The 18,558-nt window shown below is 68.8% G+C and carries 16 protein-coding genes and 1 pseudogene; 3 read left to right on the plus strand and 14 right to left on the minus strand.

All coding sequences use genetic code 11. From position 1 onward, the window contains the following. Positions 1–4: 4 nt before the first annotated feature. The 3 genes from lysS to F788_RS0110120 all read right to left on the minus strand — a co-directional run bounded on the left by lysS (position 5) and on the right by F788_RS0110120 (position 3,667). Positions 5–1,495 (minus strand): lysine--tRNA ligase, encoded by a 1,491-nt coding sequence (lysS, locus tag F788_RS0110110; protein ID WP_019590078.1) that lies wholly within the window; start codon positions 1,493–1,495, stop codon positions 5–7. Positions 1,496–1,512: 17 nt separating this feature from the next. Beyond that, a protein-coding gene (gene prfB / locus F788_RS0110115; RefSeq protein WP_155984440.1) for a peptide chain release factor 2 occupies positions 1,513–2,611 on the minus strand; the annotation gives its coding sequence in 2 pieces (ribosomal slippage) (positions 1,513–2,538 and positions 2,540–2,611; 1,098 coding nt in all). A gap of 75 nt (positions 2,612–2,686) precedes the next feature. Then, entirely contained in the window at positions 2,687–3,667 is a 981-nt protein-coding gene (locus F788_RS0110120) for a hypothetical protein (RefSeq protein WP_018869609.1), read from the minus strand. Between the two features lie 170 nt (positions 3,668–3,837). On the opposite strand from F788_RS0110120, the gene F788_RS0110125 reads away from it, so the two are divergent. Continuing rightward, positions 3,838–5,403 carry a DUF255 domain-containing protein gene (locus F788_RS0110125; RefSeq protein WP_019592906.1) on the plus strand — a complete coding sequence of 522 codons (1,566 nt, stop codon included), beginning with the start codon at positions 3,838–3,840 and terminating at the stop codon, positions 5,401–5,403. Between the two features lie 7 nt (positions 5,404–5,410). Here the strand turns inward: F788_RS0110125 and F788_RS0110130 are convergent, their stop codons facing one another. From F788_RS0110130 to F788_RS0110140, 3 genes are read right to left on the minus strand one after another with little or no spacing between them, the layout of a single operon-like run. After that, a complete protein-coding gene (locus F788_RS0110130; RefSeq protein WP_019022179.1) occupies positions 5,411–5,641 on the minus strand; it encodes a hypothetical protein in 231 nt (76 codons plus the stop codon). After that, entirely contained in the window at positions 5,638–6,540 is a 903-nt protein-coding gene (locus F788_RS0110135; protein WP_019590080.1) for a type III pantothenate kinase, read from the minus strand. Before F788_RS0110135 ends, F788_RS0110130 begins: the two co-directional genes overlap by 4 nt. Further along, positions 6,530–7,357: a biotin--[acetyl-CoA-carboxylase] ligase gene (locus tag F788_RS0110140; RefSeq protein WP_026332762.1), complete on the minus strand. Its 828-nt coding sequence runs from the start codon at positions 7,355–7,357 to the stop codon at positions 6,530–6,532. The genes F788_RS0110135 and F788_RS0110140 overlap by 11 nt, the downstream gene beginning before the upstream one ends. Positions 7,358–7,456: 99 nt before the next feature. Between F788_RS0110140 and F788_RS0110145 the strand changes: the two genes are divergently transcribed. Beyond that, a complete protein-coding gene (locus F788_RS0110145; protein WP_019022182.1) occupies positions 7,457–8,233 on the plus strand; it encodes a lytic transglycosylase domain-containing protein in 777 nt (258 codons plus the stop codon). Between the two features lie 7 nt (positions 8,234–8,240). Here F788_RS0110145 and F788_RS0110150 read toward each other — a convergent pair whose 3' ends face one another. From F788_RS0110150 to msrP, 4 genes are all read right to left on the minus strand, one after another. Next, complete coding sequence (locus F788_RS0110150) at positions 8,241–8,555, minus strand: DUF2007 domain-containing protein (RefSeq protein ID WP_018869615.1); 315 nt, start codon at positions 8,553–8,555, stop codon at positions 8,241–8,243. Between the two features lie 32 nt (positions 8,556–8,587). Further along, the gene (locus tag F788_RS0110155) at positions 8,588–9,211 is read right to left on the minus strand and encodes a hypothetical protein (protein ID WP_019590082.1); all 624 of its coding nucleotides are present in this window, start codon (positions 9,209–9,211) and stop codon (positions 8,588–8,590) included. A 64-nt stretch (positions 9,212–9,275) separates the two neighbouring features. Continuing rightward, the gene (locus tag F788_RS0110160; RefSeq protein WP_019590083.1) at positions 9,276–9,908 is read right to left on the minus strand and encodes a sulfite oxidase heme-binding subunit YedZ; all 633 of its coding nucleotides are present in this window, start codon (positions 9,906–9,908) and stop codon (positions 9,276–9,278) included. After that, positions 9,909–10,874, minus strand: coding sequence for a protein-methionine-sulfoxide reductase catalytic subunit MsrP (gene msrP, locus F788_RS0110165; protein ID WP_019590084.1), 966 nt, complete (start codon positions 10,872–10,874; stop codon positions 9,909–9,911). 165 nt (positions 10,875–11,039) lie between these two features. Here msrP and F788_RS0110170 point away from each other — a divergent pair, with 165 nt between their 5' ends. Beyond that, positions 11,040–12,140: a GTP-binding protein gene (locus F788_RS0110170; protein WP_019590085.1), complete on the plus strand. Its 1,101-nt coding sequence runs from the start codon at positions 11,040–11,042 to the stop codon at positions 12,138–12,140. Between the two features lie 48 nt (positions 12,141–12,188). Here the strand turns inward: F788_RS0110170 and F788_RS0110175 are convergent, their stop codons facing one another. The 4 genes and pseudogenes from F788_RS0110175 to F788_RS14065 form a co-directional block, all read right to left on the minus strand. Further along, complete coding sequence (locus tag F788_RS0110175) at positions 12,189–13,175, minus strand: succinylglutamate desuccinylase/aspartoacylase family protein (protein ID WP_019590086.1); 987 nt, start codon at positions 13,173–13,175, stop codon at positions 12,189–12,191. Positions 13,176–13,415: 240 nt separating this feature from the next. Next, positions 13,416–14,501 carry a hypothetical protein gene (locus tag F788_RS0110180; protein ID WP_019590087.1) on the minus strand — a complete coding sequence of 362 codons (1,086 nt, stop codon included), beginning with the start codon at positions 14,499–14,501 and terminating at the stop codon, positions 13,416–13,418. Then, the gene (locus F788_RS0110185; protein ID WP_019590088.1) at positions 14,498–17,890 is read right to left on the minus strand and encodes a toxin VasX; all 3,393 of its coding nucleotides are present in this window, start codon (positions 17,888–17,890) and stop codon (positions 14,498–14,500) included. The genes F788_RS0110180 and F788_RS0110185 overlap by 4 nt, the downstream gene beginning before the upstream one ends. Continuing rightward, positions 17,890–18,558: pseudogene (locus F788_RS14065) on the minus strand (type VI secretion system tip protein VgrG); the annotation flags it as partial. The pseudogene F788_RS14065 and the gene F788_RS0110185, both read right to left, overlap by 1 nt.

Here is an 18,558-nt window from a genome sequence, read left to right on the forward strand (position 1 = left end):
GCAATCAGGCCTCCGGGCGCATGTGCGGGAACAGCAGCACGTCGCGGATGGAGCTGGAGTCGGTCAGCAGCATCACCAGGCGGTCGATCCCGATGCCCTCCCCGGCAGTGGGCGGCAGGCCGTGCTCGAGGGCACGGATGAAGTCGGCATCGAAATGCATGGCCTCGTCGTCACCCGCGTCCTTCTCCGCGACCTGCTCACGGAAACGCTCGGCCTGATCCTCGGCGTCGTTGAGCTCGGAGAAGCCGTTGGCGATCTCGCGCCCGCCCACGAACAGCTCGAAGCGGTCGGTGACGAACGGGTTGTCGTCGTTGCGCCGGGCCAGCGGCGAGACCTCGGTGGGATAGGCGGTGATGAACGTCGGATCGTGCAGCTGATTCTCGGCGGTGGCCTCGAACAGCTCGGTCCACAGCTTGCCGAGCCCGACCCCCGGCTTCACCTCGATACCCTTGCGCTCGCAGTGCGCGCGCACGCGCTCGATGTCGTCCAGGTCGGCATCCGCGATATCGTCGTTATGGGCCAGGATCGCCTCGCGCACGGTCATGCGCGCGAACGACCGGCCGAACTCGTAGGTCACGCCCTGGTATTCCACGGTGGTGGTCCCCAGCACATGCTCGCACAGCCCGCGCAGCAGCGCCTCGGTGCGATCCATCAGCGCATGGTGGTCCACGAAGGCCTCGTAGAACTCCAGCATGGTGAACTCGGGGTTATGCCGTGTGGACAGCCCCTCGTTGCGGAAATTGCGGTTGATCTCGAAGACCTTCTCGAACCCGCCCACCACCAGACGCTTGAGGAACAGCTCCGGAGCCACGCGCAGGTACAGCGGCATGTCCAGCGCGTTGTGGTGGGTAATGAACGGGCGCGCGGTGGCCCCGCCGGGGATCACCTGCATCATCGGGGTCTCCACCTCGAGAAAGCCCGCATCCTCGAAGTAGTCACGGATGAAGCGGATGATCCGAGTACGCCGCCGGAACAGCTCGCGCGATTCCGGACTGGTGATCAGGTCGACGTAGCGCTGGCGGTAGCGCGCCTCCTGATCGGTCAGGCCGTGGAACTTCTCCGGCAGCGGCCGCAGGGCCTTGGTCAGCAGGCGGAATTCGGTCAGGTTGACGGTCAGCTCGCCGGTCTTCGTGCGGAACAGCGTGCCGCGCGCGCCGACGATGTCGCCCAGGTCCCACTGCTTGAACGCCGCATACACCCCTTCCGGCAGGGCATCGCGCTGCACGAACAGCTGGATGTCCCCGCTCATGTCGCGCAGGCGCACAAAACTGGCCTTGCCCATCACCCGTTTGCCGATCATGCGCCCGGCTACGCAGACCTCGATGCCCTCGGCCTCCAGCGCCTCGCCTTCGGCCTCGCCATGCGCGGCATGCAGTTCGCCCGCAAGGGAATCACGGCGGAAGTCGTTGGGGAAGGCGTTGCCGGCCGTGCGCAGCTCGTCGAGCTTGGCGCGGCGCTGCGCGATCAGCTTGTTCTCGTCGGTTGTTTCAGTCATCGAGGGTTTTCCGGGGGTTACAGCCCGCTCTTCAGGCTGGCTTCAATGAAGGAATCGAGGTTGCCGTCGAGCACGCCCTGGGTGTTGCCGACCTCCACGCCTGTGCGCAGATCCTTGATCCGCGACTGGTCCAGGACATAGGAGCGGATCTGGCTGCCCCAGCCGATGTCCGACTTGGTCTCTTCCTGCGCCTGTTTGGCCGCGTTCTGCTCCTGGATCTTCTGCTCGTACAGCTTGGCCCGCAGCTGGTTCATCGCCATCTCTCGGTTCTTGTGCTGCGAGCGTCCGGCCTGACAGGCGGCCACGATGCCGGTGGGTTCGTGGGTGATGCGCACCGCCGAATCGGTGGTGTTGACGTGCTGCCCGCCGGCCCCGGAGGAACGGTAGGTATCCACGCGCAGATCGGACGGATCGATCTCGATCTCGATGTTCTCGTCCACCTCGGGCGAAACGAACACCGACGCGAACGAGGTATGGCGCCGGTTGCCGGAGTCGAACGGCGACTTGCGCACCAGGCGGTGGACGCCGGTCTCGGTGCGCAGCCAGCCGAATGCATGGTCGCCCTCGACACGCACCGTCGCGCTCTTGATCCCCGCGGTCTCGCCCTCGGAGAGCTCGGTGACCTCCACCTTGAAGCCCTTGCTCTCGGCCCAGCGCAGATACATCCGCAGCAGCATGTTGGCCCAGTCCTGCGCCTCGGTGCCGCCGGAACCGGCCTGGATGTCGACGTAGGCATTGGCCTCGTCCATCTCGCCGGAGAACATGCGGCGGAACTCCAGGGCCTCGACACGGGCGGTCAGCCCCGCGACATCCGCCTCGACCGAAGATACGGTTTCCGCGTCATCGTCGGCCTCGGCCATCTCCAGCAGTTCGCGACTGTCCTTCAGTGCATCCGTGATCTCGCGGATGTTGAGGACGATGCCCTCCAGCTGGGCCCGTTCCTTGTTCAGGGCCTGGGCCTGCTCCGGTTGATTCCAGATGTCCGGGTTTTCTTCCAGCTCGCGCTGGACTTCTTCCAGCCGTTCTTCCTTGCCAGCGTAGTCAAAGATACCCCCTCAGGCCGTCGATGCGGCCTTGCAGGTCTTCGATCCGGCTGTAGAGCGGACTCAGTTCCATGGTGTTTCCCCGTGCGGAAAAAGCCCGGGAGTATACCAAGCCCGGCCGCCTGCGTGGTATCACTCATGCATGGAGTTACAGACCGGGCCAGGGCATCCGCCGGCGCCACAGCGCCCAGGTATCGCGTCCGCGCAGGATGCGACGCGGGCCCTCCGCCGGTGGCAGCAGCGGATCCTCGATCTCCAGACGCCCGGTGCGACCGAAGCGCAGGCCGGCGGCGCGCGGGGCGATGACCTCGAGCACCAGCGAGGACAGCAGCTCGGCCATGCGTTCCGGGCTCGCCGGACCGTCCAGCGAATCCATCACGATCACGTCGCCACCCGACGCCGGATCGGGATTCCAGTCCGCCCCCGCGGTCTCCGCCAGCCAGCGGGCATGGATGCCGCCACCGGCGACCTGCACGGACGGCGCGGCGGGCAGCGGCTCGCCCGGCGACCAGAACCACAGCCCCTGCACCGGATCCAGACCGCTCTGTTCACGCTGCTGGTTGACCGGATGCTGAAACCAGGCCATCTGGATCGCGTTGCCCAGCACCTGCAGGCTGCGGGCGGCCTCGCTGTCCAGGCCGGCGGCCGGCATCGGCCGGCCCCAGCCTGCCGACGGGCTGCGGGCGCCGTCGGCACCCGCGGCGGCCATCGACAGCAGCCACAAGCCCTGCGGCGACTGATCCAGCCGCGCCCCGACCTTTTCCAGCTCCGGTGCGGCGGCCGCCCAAAGGGCCTCCCGATCGGTATCGGCGACCCCGTCCACCGGGCGGGCGGTCAGGTCCCGCATGCCGGCATTCAGTGCTACCGGACTGGCCAGCCAGGTACGCAAGGCGGACCCCGTCTCTCCTCCGTTTCCGGGTTCCGTATATCCCAGCGCCTGCGCGAGGGTCCGCTCCCAGCCGGGCGGTTCGTCCGGTCGCACCCCCGTGACGGTTTCAGCGGGCGTCGCCGCGCGCGAACGCGCGAGCAGCTGCCGCAGCCAGCGTACCGCCAGCCCGCCGCCCCCGGCGGCGCGTGCCGCCACCAGGGCATCGCGCAGCCCCGGCACCAGAATCCGCACGTCGCTCATCGCAGCCACCTCCGCGGAACAGCCAACCGCGCGCTTTCGTCTCTCATGCAAGGCCCCCTAGGATGAACCCGGGCATGGTAGCAGCCGAGCGCGGCGATCATGGAGAAGCCCCGCAGCCAGGGTCTATGCTTTACGAAAGAATCGACCGCAACGCGGTCCGGGAGCCCGATATGGGAACCGCAACTCAACACGTTTCATCCGCCCGCAACGGCTTGCGCGCCGCGGGTACCCTGCTGATCGCGGCGCTGTGGCTGTTCGTCGGTGCGGCGCCGGCGGAAGACTACCCCGCGGATTCGCAGATCGAGTGGAACAGCTTCGACCCCGAACTGTTCGACCGGGCCGAGGATCAGAACCAGCCGCTGTTCTTCTACTTCCACGGGCAATGGTGCACCTGGTGCATCGACTTCCAGAACGAGTCGCTGGAAAACCCCATGGTCGTGGACATCCTGAACGAGGAGTACATCCCGGTCCTGATCGACCTGGATCGGCGCGCCGACCTCTTTACGCGCTATGGCGGCCGCGGTCTGCCCTTCGTGGTCATCACCACCCCGGACGATGACGTGATCTCGCGCTTCACCGGGCATATCCGCGCCGACGGCCTGTACCGGATCCTGGAGCGCCAGCAGCGGGTGGTGTCGGTGACGGGGCGCGAGGAAACCCCCGCCGAGGAGCCGATCACCACGGTCGGCGGTTTTCTTGAGATGCTCGACCAGGTGTACGTCGCCGACGCCGACCGCCTCAGCGGCAGCGCGCTGTTCGGCACCCTGAGCAAGCGCCCGCAACCCTGGACCTACCGCTTCCTGCTGGATCAGGAGGAATGGACCGGGCGCATGCCGGGTCTGCTGGATCAGGTGGCCGAAGACCTGCACGACCCGGTGGATGGCGGTTTCTTTTTCTTCTATGACTTCGACCAGCGCGACCCGGACCGGGCCCTGGAGACCTCCAAACGCCTGGATCAGAATACCGCGTTCCTGTGGCTGTTCGCCCGCGCCTGGGAAGAAACCGGCGATGAACGCTACCGCGACATCGCGGAAGACGTGATCCGCTGGCTGCGCGATGCGATGTGGGACGAGGACCAGCGGCGCTTCGGCAACTCCCAGTATGCCGACAATGCCTATTACCGACTGGATCCGGATGAACGCCGCGCCACCGATCCGCCGCGGGTCGACCGCACGACCTACGCCCATACCTCGGGGCAGGCCATCGCGGCACTGGCCGCCAGTGCGCGGATCTTCGACGATGACGAGCTGTTCGAGTGGGCCGACACCGCCCTGCGCGGCGTGGATGCCTATCTGGGCATCCCGGCGGGTTTCCTGCATGCGGTCACCGACGAGGGCCAGCCCGAACTGGAAGGCTATCTGCCCGCGCAGATTTGGCCGGAAATCGCCCGTCTGGAACTGCGCCGGGCCGCCCGGGCGCTGGAGCGCGATCCGACGGACACCGCCGCCGGCGAACCCGACCCGCAGGCGCGCCTGGACCGGCTGCAGCCGTTCTTCAACGAGGATCTGAACGCTCATGCCGAACGGCTGGGCGGGGAACTCGAACCCTGGACCGAGGTGCCCACCCAGGCCGCACTGGCCTGGTGGCTGCATTACCTGCCGGCGGAGGCGGTGGCGGCCAGCCACGTGGACCCGGCGGCCGTGGAAGCCCAGCTGCAGATCCATCCCGGTGCCGACCCCGATGACATCGCGCTCGGATTCGACGCCCTGCAGCGCGGCATGCCGGGCGAGGATTAAGAAGCGATCATTCCCCGCCCTGGACCGACGCGGAGGGGTCCTCCCGGGCCTCCAGGCGCTGGCGCAAACGCTCCGCGTCGGCCCCGGTGCGCACCTCCAGCACCTCGATGCCTTCGCCCCCGGCCTCCGGGGGCGGAGCATCGGACCAGGGATCCGGGTCCAGGTGTCCGCTCTGGTAGGCCCAGCCCAGATAGCCAAGGTTGGCCAGCAGCAACGCAAAAATCGTCCAGCGCATCATTCCCCCGCCCTCCCCGTGCGTGACTCGTCCGCCTGCTCCAGCCCGGCGAGCACGGCCAGCCCGTCCAGCACGGGCCGGGGATCCATTCTGACCGGTCCCGGCAGATCCTCCATCAGCATCCGGGCATCCCCCCCCGTCAGGAGACAGACCGGCACGCGCGCCACCCCCGCAGAGCCGGTACTCCCCTCCTCGGGGTACGGGGTGTCCACGAGCGATTCACGGCCGGCCGCCACCACGGCCGCCACGCCCGCCGCCCAGGCCGTGGCCCAGCCCCGGTCCAGTGCCGCGGCCGTACTCTGCCCCGGCGAGCGCTCGGGCCACGGATCAAAACCGGCGCCCGGCGCACGCGGGGCGATGCGGTCGCTCAGCAGCTTCTGCATCCCGGCCCAGCCACCGTGCAGCCCCGGCAGGATGTAACCCCCGAGATGCACACCGTCGGCGCGCAGCACGTCCACGGTGACGGCGGTTCCGGCATCCACCAGCACCACCGGCTGCCCCGGGTCGCGCGCGCGCGCCGCCAGCAGGGCACAATAACGATCCACGCCCAGCTGGCCGTGGGCATATCGCGACACCAGCACGCCCGACTGCGCCGTCGCCCCGCGGCCCACGCCGGACTCCGCCTCCAGACGGGGTTCCACCTCCTCGACCGTCAGACCGGGCCAGGCCGTGGCCAGGGCCTCGCGCAGGCGCTGCGAGCGCTCGGGTGGCCCGACCCGCGCCAGCCATGCGGCCACCGGCGGAACCGACACCGTCCGCGCCAGCTCCGCCACGCCGGCCGCGATATCGGCGTCGGCACCGCTGGCCTGTTCCACCCCGGACGCGTCGCGCAGGGACCATTTGAGGCGGCTGCTGCCCAGATCCAGCAGTAGCTTCAGGCCCGGGTTCCCGTCACTCGGCATGATTCCACCTGCGCACGCTGACCTCTCCGGAATGCAAAGCCTGTTCCTCGCCCCGTTCCCCGCTTTCTTCGCCGCGCACCCGGAGCGTGCCGGCCTGCGGATCGATCCCCAGCGCGAGGAATCGCTCGCCGGTCTCCAGGCGTTCCACGCGCTGCCCGGCCAGCACATCCACGGCGCCCAGCCGCTCGCCAGCCTGACTCAGACCGTGTGCCATCAGCCATGGATGCGCCTCAAGCAGACTCGCGGCGAGGCGCCCCGCCAGTTCCAGCCAGCCCGGCGGCGGGACACCCTGCGCGGCCAGGTCCGTCACCGCACGCCCCAGCTGCAGACGCTGCGACCCGGCGCGGTTCAGTCCCACGCCCGCCACCAGCCGCCCGCCGACACCGTTCGCGACACGCGGCGCCTGTTGCTCGACGAGGATGCCCCCCAGCTTGGCTTCGCCGACCACCAGATCATTGGGCCATTTCAGGCCGACGGCGGCGTAGCCCAGTTCGTGCAGGGTCTCGCCGAGCACCAGTCCGGCGCCCACCGGCCACGCCGGCGGCACCTGCTCGCCCGGTTCCAGCGGCCACGCCACGGACAGTGCAATGCCGTCTTCCGGGTGCCCGACCCAGTCCCGGCCACGCCGACCCCGACCAGCGGTCTGCTCGCGCGCCAGACACACCCGTCCGGCCCGCGGCAACGCATCTGCGGACACGTCCTCCAGGAGATAGCGGCTGGTGGAATCCACCCGATCCAGGACTTCCACCCGGGCCGGCCCCGCGTGCGCGGATTCATCGCGCAAAAGGCCTTCCAGCGCCGTGGTTTCCGGCCTCATAATGGCGGCAGTCGAAGAGAAGGCGGTCATGGGGATCGGCAGATCGACGGGAGAACCGGCTTGAACACGGTCCATCATCTTACGGCGTTGCGCAGGGGGTTGTCCGCCCTGACCCTCGTGGTCGGGTCACTGGCCCTGACAGGGGGTCTCGCGGCCCCGGTACCGGCGCAGGCCGATTTCTACACCTGGATCGATGACGATGGCGCTCGCGTCATCAGTGACGAACCGCCCGAACACGGCGACTACGAGGACGTTCCCGGTCCCTCGTCCACGCGCGGCAACACGGCCACCGGCGGTGACGACGGCTGGTCGCCGACCGAGATCTTCGTCTTCGAGGGGCCCGACGGCGAACGTCTGGTCACCAACCTGCGCAATCAGGGGCCCGGCATGGAGCTGATCGCCCAGTACGGCCGTCCGCCGGCGCGCGCCCGCTGCGGCCGCAACGCGCAACGGGCGATGGCCAGCGGCGGCGGGGAATACGCCGACATCATCCACGACGCCGCCGGCCGCGAAGGCGTGGATCCGGAACTCGTCCTGTCGGTGATCCACGTAGAGTCCTGCTTCGATCCCGAGGCCGTGTCACGGGTGGGCGCCCACGGGCTGATGCAGCTGATGCCGGCCACCGCGGCGGAGCTGGGTGTGACCGACCGTTTCGATCCGGTCCAGAACATCCACGGCGGGGTACGCTATCTGGCCGCCATGCTGCAGCGCTTCGACGGCGACCTGGACCTGGCCCTGGCGGCCTACAACGCAGGTCCGGGTGCGGTGGAACGCCATGGCGGCGTCCCGCCCTACGAGGAAACCCGCGAATACATCCGCCGCATCGGTCGGCACTACAACGGCGACCAGCCGCTGGTCCGCGCCGGCTCCGGCTGACGTCGCTTCAGCGCCGCTCGCGCCCGCAGTTCCAGCACTGGGTGAACTGCGGCTCGATCCGCTCGCCGCAGCTCGGGCAGGTCCATTCGGTGGCGTCACCCACCGGATCGCCCTCGAGATATTCCATCACCAGTTCCCGCGCCTCGGTGGCCTGCTCCTCGTGCACCACCACGATGCGCGCCCAGCACTCGTTCGGCGGGATCTCGCCCGAGGCGCCATAGAGCCCGGCCTGATGCACGTGGGCGGGGATCCCCGCGTCGTTGAGCATGCCGCCGATGAACTCGGCCATCACCGGATCGGCGTTGTGGTAGACGGTCTTCATGGATCAGTGTTTCCCATGCCCGCCCGGCGGCGCTACTGGACCGTGCCCTGGTTGGCGGCCTGGAAGTACTCCATGGCCTTCTGGATGGCGTACATCGGCCCGTCATCCATCGCCTCGCGGGTGTGCGGCAACTGGATATCGGCGTGGTACTTGCGAAGCGCCAGCACGTGGATCGGCAGCTCGCGACCGAACTTGTCGTTGGCGTAGTTGAAGTGCTGCGCCAGTCCCAGCACCAGATGCACCCGATCGTTCGCCTCCAGTGACTCGGGCGACACGGCGACCTCCGGCATCTGTCCCACCTGCCCGGCCACCTGCACCTCGATGCGGCGGTCGCCGTCGGCCGGTGCGGGGCGTTCCGTCTGGTCGGTCACCAGTTTCAGGTTCTCGGAGAGGTCCAGATAGCCCTTGTTCAGGATGTGCTGGTGCGGCTGGAACACCTTGCTGGACATGTTCACCGCCCACAGCTCGAGGATCTCCTTGAGATCCTGCGCCGGCTGGGTGTCACCCAGCGCGAACAGCTGCTGTGCGTAGAGGATGTCCCACACCCACACCTGCCCGTATTCGGGCAGCTCGTCGCCGGATTCGTCCACCGAAACCGTCTGCAGCTCGGGCTGCTCGGGATCGGGGGAATGCAGGGTGAGGGTAAAGGTGGCCAAGGAACTGCTCCAGTCAGACGTTTTCCCCATTGTAGCGATGCGACGCCGGCCGCGGGGAGATCTTTCATCCCGCCCGGGGCCTTCGCACCGGCTGCAGGGCCCGCCACAGCCGCCAGCCTAGGAGCACCGCCAGCACTGCAGCATAGATCCCCACCTCGACGTAGTCCGCGCCGCGGGTCAGCCACAGCACGTGCAGGATGGCCAGAACGCCCGCCGCATAGGCCAGGCGGTGCAGACGCGGCCACCAGCGCCGCAACCGCCGCTGCGCACCCCGCGTGGAGGTCAGCGCCAGCGCCAGCAGGATCAGCCAGGCGGCAAAGCCGACCGTGACATAGGGCCGGTGGCGGATGTCATCGAGGATCAGTACCCAGTCAAAGAACAGATCCAGCCCGACCCAGACCAGCAGATGCGCGCTGACCCAGGCAAAGGCCACCAGCCCGAGCATCCGCCGCAGCGCGCTGATCCAGCCCAGGCCGGTCCACTGGCGCAACGGCGTGACCGCCAGTGCCACCAGCAGCGCGATCATCGCGTGGGTGCCGGTATCCTCCAGCAGCCGCTCGATCGGATTGACCCCGAGACCGCCGAACCACCCGGCCGCGCGCAGCGCGATCCACACCCCCGGCGCCAGCGAGACCGCCAGCACCAGGGTCCACACCCCGCGCGGCGGGCGAGCCGATGCGCGCCGGCGCCTTTCCACTCAGAACTTCTCGGTCAGGTCCATTCCGGCATACATCGAGGCAACTTCTTCCCCGTAGCCGTTGAACATCTCGGTGCGCCGGCGGCGGAATTCGCCGATGCGCCGCTCGGTGGCCTGCGACCAGCGCGGGTGGTCCACGTCGGGGTTCACGTTGCTGTAGAAGCCGTACTCGTTCGGCTGCATGCGGTTCCACGAGGTCGGAGGTTCGTCCTCGACGAAGCGGATGCGCACGGTCGACTTGATGCTCTTGAAGCCGTATTTCCACGGCACCACCAGGCGGATCGGCGCCCCGTTCTGGTTGGGCAGCACATGGTCGTACATCCCCACCGAAATGATCGTCAGCGGATGCCGCGCTTCGTCCATGCGCAGCCCTTCCACGTACGGCCACTCGAGCACGCTGCGACGCTGCCCCGGCAGGTTGTCCGGGTCGTGGATGCTCTCGAAGGCAACATAACGGGCGCTGCCGGTCGGCTCGGCACGGTCGATGATGCGGTTGAGCTCGAAGCCGATCCACGGGATCACCATCGACCAGCCTTCCACGCAACGCAGGCGGTAGATCCGCTCCTCCAGCGACCAGGGGTCGATGAAATCTTCCAGCGCATACTCCCCGGGGTTGTCGCAGAGCCCCTCCACACGGATGCTCCAGGGATCGGTCTGCAGCTTGTCCGCCAGGCGGTGCGGATCTTCCTTGCCGGTACCCAGCTCGAAGAAGTTGTTGTAGGTGGTCGCGTCCTCGAACGGGGTCAGCGATTCGTCGGTGGAGAACTCGCCCGGCTCCGCGTCCAGGGGCTGCAACTCGTCGCGTAGGTCCGCACCCGCCGGGCCCGCAAGCCCCAGCGCCCCCAGGCCCAGCCCCGCCCCGAGGGCCAGACCGCCCTTCATGAACTCACGGCGGCGCCGGTAGACCGCCTCCGGGGTCACCTCGCTGCGCGGGATGTCACTGCGCCGGCGAACACGAATCAGCATGGGGTCTTCCTCGTCCGGGGATCTGAACCAATCGACCCCGCAGCGGCGTGTGAGTTCGCGCGCCCGGCAAATGCCGAACCTGTTCTCGCGTTGTGGTCCGGTTCGCTCGCAGATCCGCGAACCACCACTGTTATCATGTTTCACCGTCGCACCACGGAGACCGCCATGAGCCGCACAGAACCCGCCCACCGGGACATCCCGGTCAACCTTGTCACCGGCTTCCTCGGGGTCGGCAAGACCACCACCATCCGCGCCCTGCTGGCCCAGCGCCCGCAGGACGAGCGCTGGGCGGTACTGGTCAACGAGTTCGGCGAGATCGGCGTGGACGGCGGCCTGCTGGCCGACACCGGCGTGCGCACCGAGGAGATCCCCGGCGGCTGCCTGTGCTGCGTCTCCGCGCAGATGTTCACCGTGGGCCTCAACCGTCTGATCCGCCAGCAGCAGCCCGACCGCATCCTGATCGAGCCCACCGGCCTCGGGCATCCGGCCGAGATCATCCGCACCCTGACCGCCCCGCCCTACGACACCGCGCTGGATCTGCGCGCGACCGTCACGGTGATGGACGCACGCCACCTCGCCTCGCCGCGCCACCGCGAGCACCCCAACTGGAACGACCAGATCGCGGTGGCCGACGTGCTGATCGCGAACAAGGCCGACGCCTGGAGCGAGGCCGACCGCGAGGCCCTGCATGCGTTCGTGGCCGGCCTGCCAGCTCCGCGCCCGCGGGTGATCGAGACCCGCGAGGGGCACATCGATGCGGCGCTGCTGGACGCCCCGCGCCTGGAGCACGGCGGCGCCCTGTTCCCGGAGGCGCGGGCATTCCTGGCTGCAACCGCGGATACCGGCCACGATCATGATCATGACCACGACCATGAGCACCACCACGAACATGAACACGGCGCCGATTCCGACCCTGGCGACTGGGTCGTGATCGACAATCGCGGCGACGGGTTCGTCGGCCGCTCGTGGCGCTTCCCGGCATCCACCGTGTTCGATCACGTGTCGCTGGAGGCCCTGATACAGGAACAGGACGCGGACCGCCTCAAGGGAGTGCTGCAGACCGAACGCGGCTGGCAGCAGATCAACCGGGTGGAGCGCGATGGCGGCCTGGAAGCCCTGACGACGCCCCCGGACACCACCCCGCCCCGTCTGGAACTGATCCGTGCCGAAAGCGGCGACCGCGGCGGCCGCGAGGAGCTCGAGGCGCTCAACGCCGTGGACCGCGCCCTGCGGCGCGCCGCCCGACTGCCCGCGGACGACGACTGAGCCGCCAACGCCCCGTTCAGGCCCTGGGGTCTACTGCAGACCCGGGGCCTACTGCGGACCGGGCGGCACCTCGCGGTCGCTGAACTCCGCGCGGTAGAACCACTCGTTCCCCGGCAGGCTGTTGGGGTTGGGGAACACGATGAAACCGTCCTCCGGCGCGCGCACCTCGGTCCCGTCGGCGCGCACGCCGATCAGATCACCCCGGGTCAACGGATCGAAACTCTTCCACTCGCGGGCGAAGGCATCATCCGGGTGGTCGCGGTCGATCACCTCCACCAGGCGCAGCACCTCGGGGTCGGCCTGCCCGGGCGTGGCGCGCTGCGGCAGCATCGCCAGCTGGGCCAGCGCGTTGATGATGGCGTTGTACGCCACCTCCGGCGCCTGCGGGTCGTCGTGCTGGCCGCATTCCAGGGTCACCCCGTAGCCGCCCTGGCTGCGCATGTACTCGGTGGTGCCGGTGCCGTAGCTCGGATCGGTGGACAGGATCTGCGCCCGGTGGCTCGCGTTGGGGTTCTTCATGCGCTTCTCCACCCCGCGCGCATAGGTGTCCAGCCAGCCCTCCACCATGCGCCGCGGTCCCAGGCAGGCCGCCAGCGCCTGTTCCTCGGCCGCCTGCGCAAACGGCTCCAGATCGCCATCGTTGTCACGCGGGCCGAGCATGATGAACGGCTGCCCGCCGGTGTGGAACGAGTGGAGGTCCAGCAGCACGTCATGCGCCGCCAGCAGCGGGCAAAGCCGGTTGGCAATACGGTCCTCGAAATCCTGCGGATCCTCGGTCACCCGCAGGTTGCGATTGAGATTGCGCTCGCCCATGCGCTGGTTGCGCTGCACCGCCAGCGGGTTGGTGCGCGGCACCAGCGTGAGCGTGCCGCGCAGCAGCTCGCGTTCGCCGGATTCCAGTTCCGCCTGCAGCCGCTCGGTCGCCTCGGTGCCGCACAGCTCGTTGCCATGCACCGCACCCAGCACGATCAGGCGCGGCCCGGGCTCCAGGCCGTGGAAGGTGACGGATTTCAGCGCCGTGGGCTGACCGGACATGCGCACACTCCTGCTTGCGTGGAAAAGGCGCAGTCTAGCGACCGTCCCCGCGATCCTCCAGCCGCGGGCCACAATGATGATTATGAAAAGCAAGCACACCCGTCCAACGCCAACGCCGACAAGCAAGAAAACGTTCAGGCGGCAGCCACAGCAGGCGACAGTCGTTGTCGGCGGCTAGCCCGCCGCTGGACTGCGTCGGGCCAAGCTTCACGCCAGAGGCGTCATGACAGCGGCCCCGGCTCATGCCGCCGGGTCCGGGTGGAGTCGGGCCTGCTGCTGGCGGTAGGCGTCCATGCCGATGCGCCCGATCTGCGGGGTGAGTGGGCAGCGTTGATTTCGCCAGGGGAAGCGGGCCTGGGCCCTTCGACGCTCCGCGCCCTCGCCGGACTTCCAGGCCTCCAGATCGAGGTCGCGCCAGAAGCGCGGGTCGCGGCCGGTCTGACGATCATGCTCGGCAGTCACCGGGTCGCGGGCGCGGAACGGCTCCAGGCGGGGCACGTCCGGCATGGGCTGGGTGATGTCCATGTAGCGCTGGATCATGTCCCACAGGGCGCGCACCTCGTGATCGTGATCGACCACCCCGCTCAGCGAGGTCCGGTTGAACTGCTCGCCGCTGTAGCGGTGCACGAACATCAGCCGGTAGAAGATCCCGCCCCGCTGCACCACCCGCTCGAGATAGGCATCGAACTCCACGAACGGCGCCTCCAGCGGTGGCTTGCGCCGGCCCCGGGCAAAGCGCACCCGCCCGGTGCGGCGGTTGAACTCGCTGCGGCGGTTGTCCAGGTAGCGCTGGCTGCGGGCAGCGATGACCCCGTGGAACGGCTTGAGCAGGAAGGCGCCGAGGTGGATCAGGCCGATCATCAGGGGTTGGGTGGTGTAGGCGCCGATCACTAGTGCGCCCAGAACACCGCCTAACAAAATCAGAGCAATGACCGTTGATCCGAGCAACTCATTGTATTCAAGCAGGGGGGCCCGTATCTGATCTGCAAAGAAAAATGGAATGGCCAGCAGGGCGAAAACATAAATCACCGGAACCGCGAGTATCAGCACGGAGAGTCCCAGCTGGCTTTTCAGGAAGCGGATCCGCTCGTGATCCCACCACCAGTCGTCCGACCGGTGGAACTCCGGATCCTGCTGCTCCTGGTGCTGCACGAACTCGGCGTCTTCCAGTACCCGCTGGTGGGGGTCGATATGGGCGTAGTCGCCGAACGGCAGCAGGGTCTCGCCGAAGCGGTCCCGCGCCCTCGGCGGGGCGGGCAGCGGCGGGATGGCATTCGAGCGATAGGCCCCGGGGCCGTAGTCACCGGAGGGATCGGGGCGGCTCATACGTCGAACTCCTGAATGTGCCAGTACAGCGGGTCCTGTGAGCGCCCGGTCAATTGTTTGACGAGCGCGGTGAAGGGATTGTTGACCGTGCGCTGTGCTCGACCCGGTGGGTCGCCATGCTCACCGTCCCGGTAGGGTTCGTACTGCGTCAGCGCCGGAGTGGGCAGGACCATCTCGCCCCGCTCCCACGGGATGCGGGCCTGCAGGGCGATCCGCAAGCGGGCGCTGGACGAGACGGAGACGCCGCCCATCTCGACCCGTTCCTCGGCGGCCCGGCGCCGGACCAGAAAGCGCACCGCGCTCTCCCGTGGCAGCAGTTGGCGCCGGCCGATCACGAAGGGGTCCGGTGCCTCGGTGATGTAGGCTGGGGCCTGATGATCCCCGAATCGGGTCGGGGTCGTGGCCGTGGTCTGCGTGAGTTCCTGCACGGCCAGGGTCATGGATTCGTCCGCGCCGATCCGGAAGCGGCTAATCAGCGGCGTGCGGACGGTGACGACGTAATCGCGGTTGCCGGGCGCGGTGGCCTCCTCGATGCTGGCCAGTAGGGCCTGCTGCTCGTCCGCCCCGAGCCGGCCGTAGCGTTGCACCTCGATCTCGACGGGGCTGAGGGCGGTGAGCAACTGCGGGTAGTAGCGGGTGTCGTCCGTGGATTCCGGCTCCACCTGGGGGTGGGTGCCAAGGGGGCCCTGGCGGAGCAGCTGTTCGAAGTCGGTGTCCTGGTTCATGGCGGCGTAGCTGGTGCCGCCGATGGCCAGTCCCAGGCCCAGCAGGGCCCAGCCCCAGCCCGGGATCAGCAGCAGGCCCGTCAGCAGCGGGGCGGTCACGAACAGTGCGGCACCGGCCACCGCCACGCCGTGCCCGGCGGCGGCCCCGCGATCGCCCTGCTGCAGGCTGATGCGCAGCTCCCAGGCGCTGATGCCGACGGCGGCAACGCCTGCCAGGAAGTTCGCGATGCCTATGGTTCGGACCAGGGTGCTGGCCCCGACCTTCTGCAATCGGGCGCCGATCAGCGGCCAGTTCTTCATGTCGAACCAGGGGCGCTGTATGAACCTACCGGTTTGAGACACGGGTTTCGGATACAGCGCGGTATGCAGTTTCATGGATGCGGCGATGAGGTCAATGCCGGCGCCAACAAATTTCGCTTGCTGCAACAGCCCCTGGTTTGCCCGCTCGGCCTGTTGAAGACCCGCACGCTCCCGTGCCAGGTTATAAATCGCAAAGCCCACCAGCATCCGCGAGATGGCCGGGCCGTCGACCACGACCCGGGCCTGCTCGGCCACCTTGGTCAGGCGGAGCTGGGCGGCCCGGGCTGCCTCGGGGTGGCCGGCGGGCAGCACGAACACCAGGGTGTGCCCCGCCACGCGCCGGATGGCCTCGTCCACCTCCGCGCTCATGCGTTTCGGGCTGGTGGAGCCGGTGAGCTGGCCGTCGGCATCGACCTGGTCGGCGTAGAGATAGTCCCGCCGGGTCTGCAGGGTCTCGCTGGCGCGGTCGCGGTCGGTGAGGCCCCAGTGGAGGCCGTCGCCATGTACGCCCAGGATGGTGTAGCGGTCCAGGTCGACTTCGCCTCGGCGCATGATGCGCAGTTCGCCGCCCAGGTCGCCGTCGATCAGGTTGGCGTGGCTCTCGACCGCGGTGAACAGGCGCTGCAGCCGGATCACCTCCACGTCGTCGGACACCCGTTCCACGGCGCGCAGCACGGCCTGGCTCCACTGGCTTACCACCGCACGCAGGAGCCCCCCGACCCTGCCGGCGTTGGTCAGGTGGAGAACGGCTTCTGTCTGCTCCTGCTCCTGTTCGGCCAGATTGCGGGCCATCAGCCCGAGCGTCTCGAGGCCCAGCGCCTCGGCCCGGGCCTCGTCGATCTCGCTGTCGTCCCCGGCCAGCCGGCGCAGGAGGGCGACCGACGGGGCACCATCGCCGTCGTCCGTGCCGGGCGCGGTGGCATCGGCCTGTTCGGGGGCCGACGGATTCCACAGCGATTGCAGGTCGGCGCTCGTGAGCAGGGTCTGCAGAAGGTTGCGCGCGCGTGTTGCCGGAGCGCTATCCGGGTGATCGTGCAGGACGCCCGGGAGTTGCTGCAGCACACCGAGCAGGTCGGCGCACAGGGCATACCCTTCGCACAGGCCGAGGTCGTGATGGCTGGTGAAATCACGCAGCACGGCGGTGATCTGCCCTTCGCTCGCCAGCCACTGGAGGGTGTGGAGCTGCCGGTTCAGCAGGGCCACCGTGGCGTCGCGCTCGGGTTGCTGGAGAACCGCGTCCAGCCGCTCGGTGGCGAGGGCGTCCCGATAGTCGGCGAGGGGGTTGGTGCCCCCGTCCTCTGGTGCGGCATAAAGGGCCTGGCGGATCAGCCGGGCCGAGTGCCCCAGCGGTTGCTCCGCCAGTTCCGCATCGAGGGCGTCGAGGTAGTGCTGGGCGAGATGGATCTGCGCCAGGGCGTGACGCAGCGCGAACAGCGGGTCCGGTATCGGCACGGCGATGACGCCGTCGTTGTCCCGCCGGCCGTCGAGCAGGTCTTCGCCATCCTCGCACTGCAGATCCAGCGAAGCGGCCCGGTCGTCCTCGCCGGCCTGCGCCCAGCGGTGCCGGAGACGGGCGCACAGTTCGTCCTCGGCCGGGGCATTGAAGTCGGGCGTGAAGGCTCCGGGGGCCTCCAGCATCAGTTCCATGCCGAGATCGCGCGGCCGCAGGGCAAGGACGTCGGCGAGGCGGGCGGCGGGGAAACCCCGCGTCAGGGAAAACTGGCGCTCCCCGTCAGCAAGCACCGCCGCGGCCGCGTTGATGGCGGCGCTGCGGGCCTTGATCCGCGCGGAGTCCGCCTCCAGCCAGCGGATGTGGGAGCCGCTCCAGGCGATCTCGCTGTAGGCGAGACGCACCTTGTGCAGGGTGGCCTCCCCCTGCAGCATCGCGGGAACGAGGATGTGTTCCAGCCACTCCCCCTCGGCGGGGCGTTCATCGGGCAGTTCGCCGGTGTCAGTCTGCTCGCGGCAGGCGGCCAGGTCCACGTCGCTGAGGCGGCCGTCGGGACCGACCTCGAGTTCGCGCCACAGCCGATCGCGGAAAAAGACATACAGATACCCGGGCCGCAGCATCCCGAATGCCACCGATGCGTCCTCGCTGCCACCCCCGAGGTGGGCGGGCAGCTCCCGCGCCAGTTGTGCCAGCGGGCGGATGGCCACCAGGGTGTTGTCCTGCAGTTCCCCGTCCTCGCGCTCCTCGACCGCGCGGGCGTGCTCGAGCAGCGCGATCTCGATCTCGCCGCCCCCCTCGCGTTTCGGGATCACCAGCGCCAGGGTGCCGTCTTCCTCGTCCGAGTACTCGGCGCGGCGGCGCACGCCCAGTTCCACGGCCTCCTCGTTCAGTTCCTTGAGATCGCCTTCACTCATCAGTGCTGCCCTCCGGCTGGCTTGGCCCGGCCCTGGCGCAGGCGGACCTGCCGGCCGTCTTCACTGCCGCTGGTGATATCCACCAGCAATTCCCGCTCACGCTCTGCGGTGCCTTCCGCCATCGAGGCCTCCTGAATGGCGTCGGCCCCTGCCCCGGGCGCGGGTCCGGAGGTGCTCGAACGGCTGCGGGGGCTCGCGTCCGCGCTGCGGGGATGTTCGGGCATCTGCACCTGCGGTGGGCTGCCAGAGCCGGGGCTGCCGCCGGAGTTGAGGCGGACGTTCGGGCCGCTGACGGTGACGCCGGAGGGGTCGATCTTGATGAAGCTGCCACCGGCTTCGAGGGTGATCTCGGCGCCGGCGTCGAGGACGATCTTCGTGCCGGCGGCGTGGTGGATCTCCCGTCCGGCCTCGACGAGCTGGGCGGTGCCGAAGCGCTGGTGCAGGGTGCCGTCGACGGTGAGGTGCTGGTCGGCGGCGGTGTGTTCGCGGCGTTCGCCCTGGACGGTGAGGTGTTCGTTGCCGCGGACCTCGGCGAGGCGGTCGCCGTGGACGCCGAGGTGGCTGTGGCGTTCGATGGTCTCGCTGCGGTCGTTGCGGGTGATCAGGTCGAGGTCGCGCTGGGCGTGGAGGTGGATCTGTTCGGCGTCGCGGGCGTCGTCGAAGCGCAG

Origin of the sequence: Thioalkalivibrio sp. ALE10 (assembly GCF_000381385.1) — a bacterium.
In the GTDB taxonomy this organism is placed as follows: domain Bacteria; phylum Pseudomonadota; class Gammaproteobacteria; order Ectothiorhodospirales; family Ectothiorhodospiraceae; genus Thioalkalivibrio.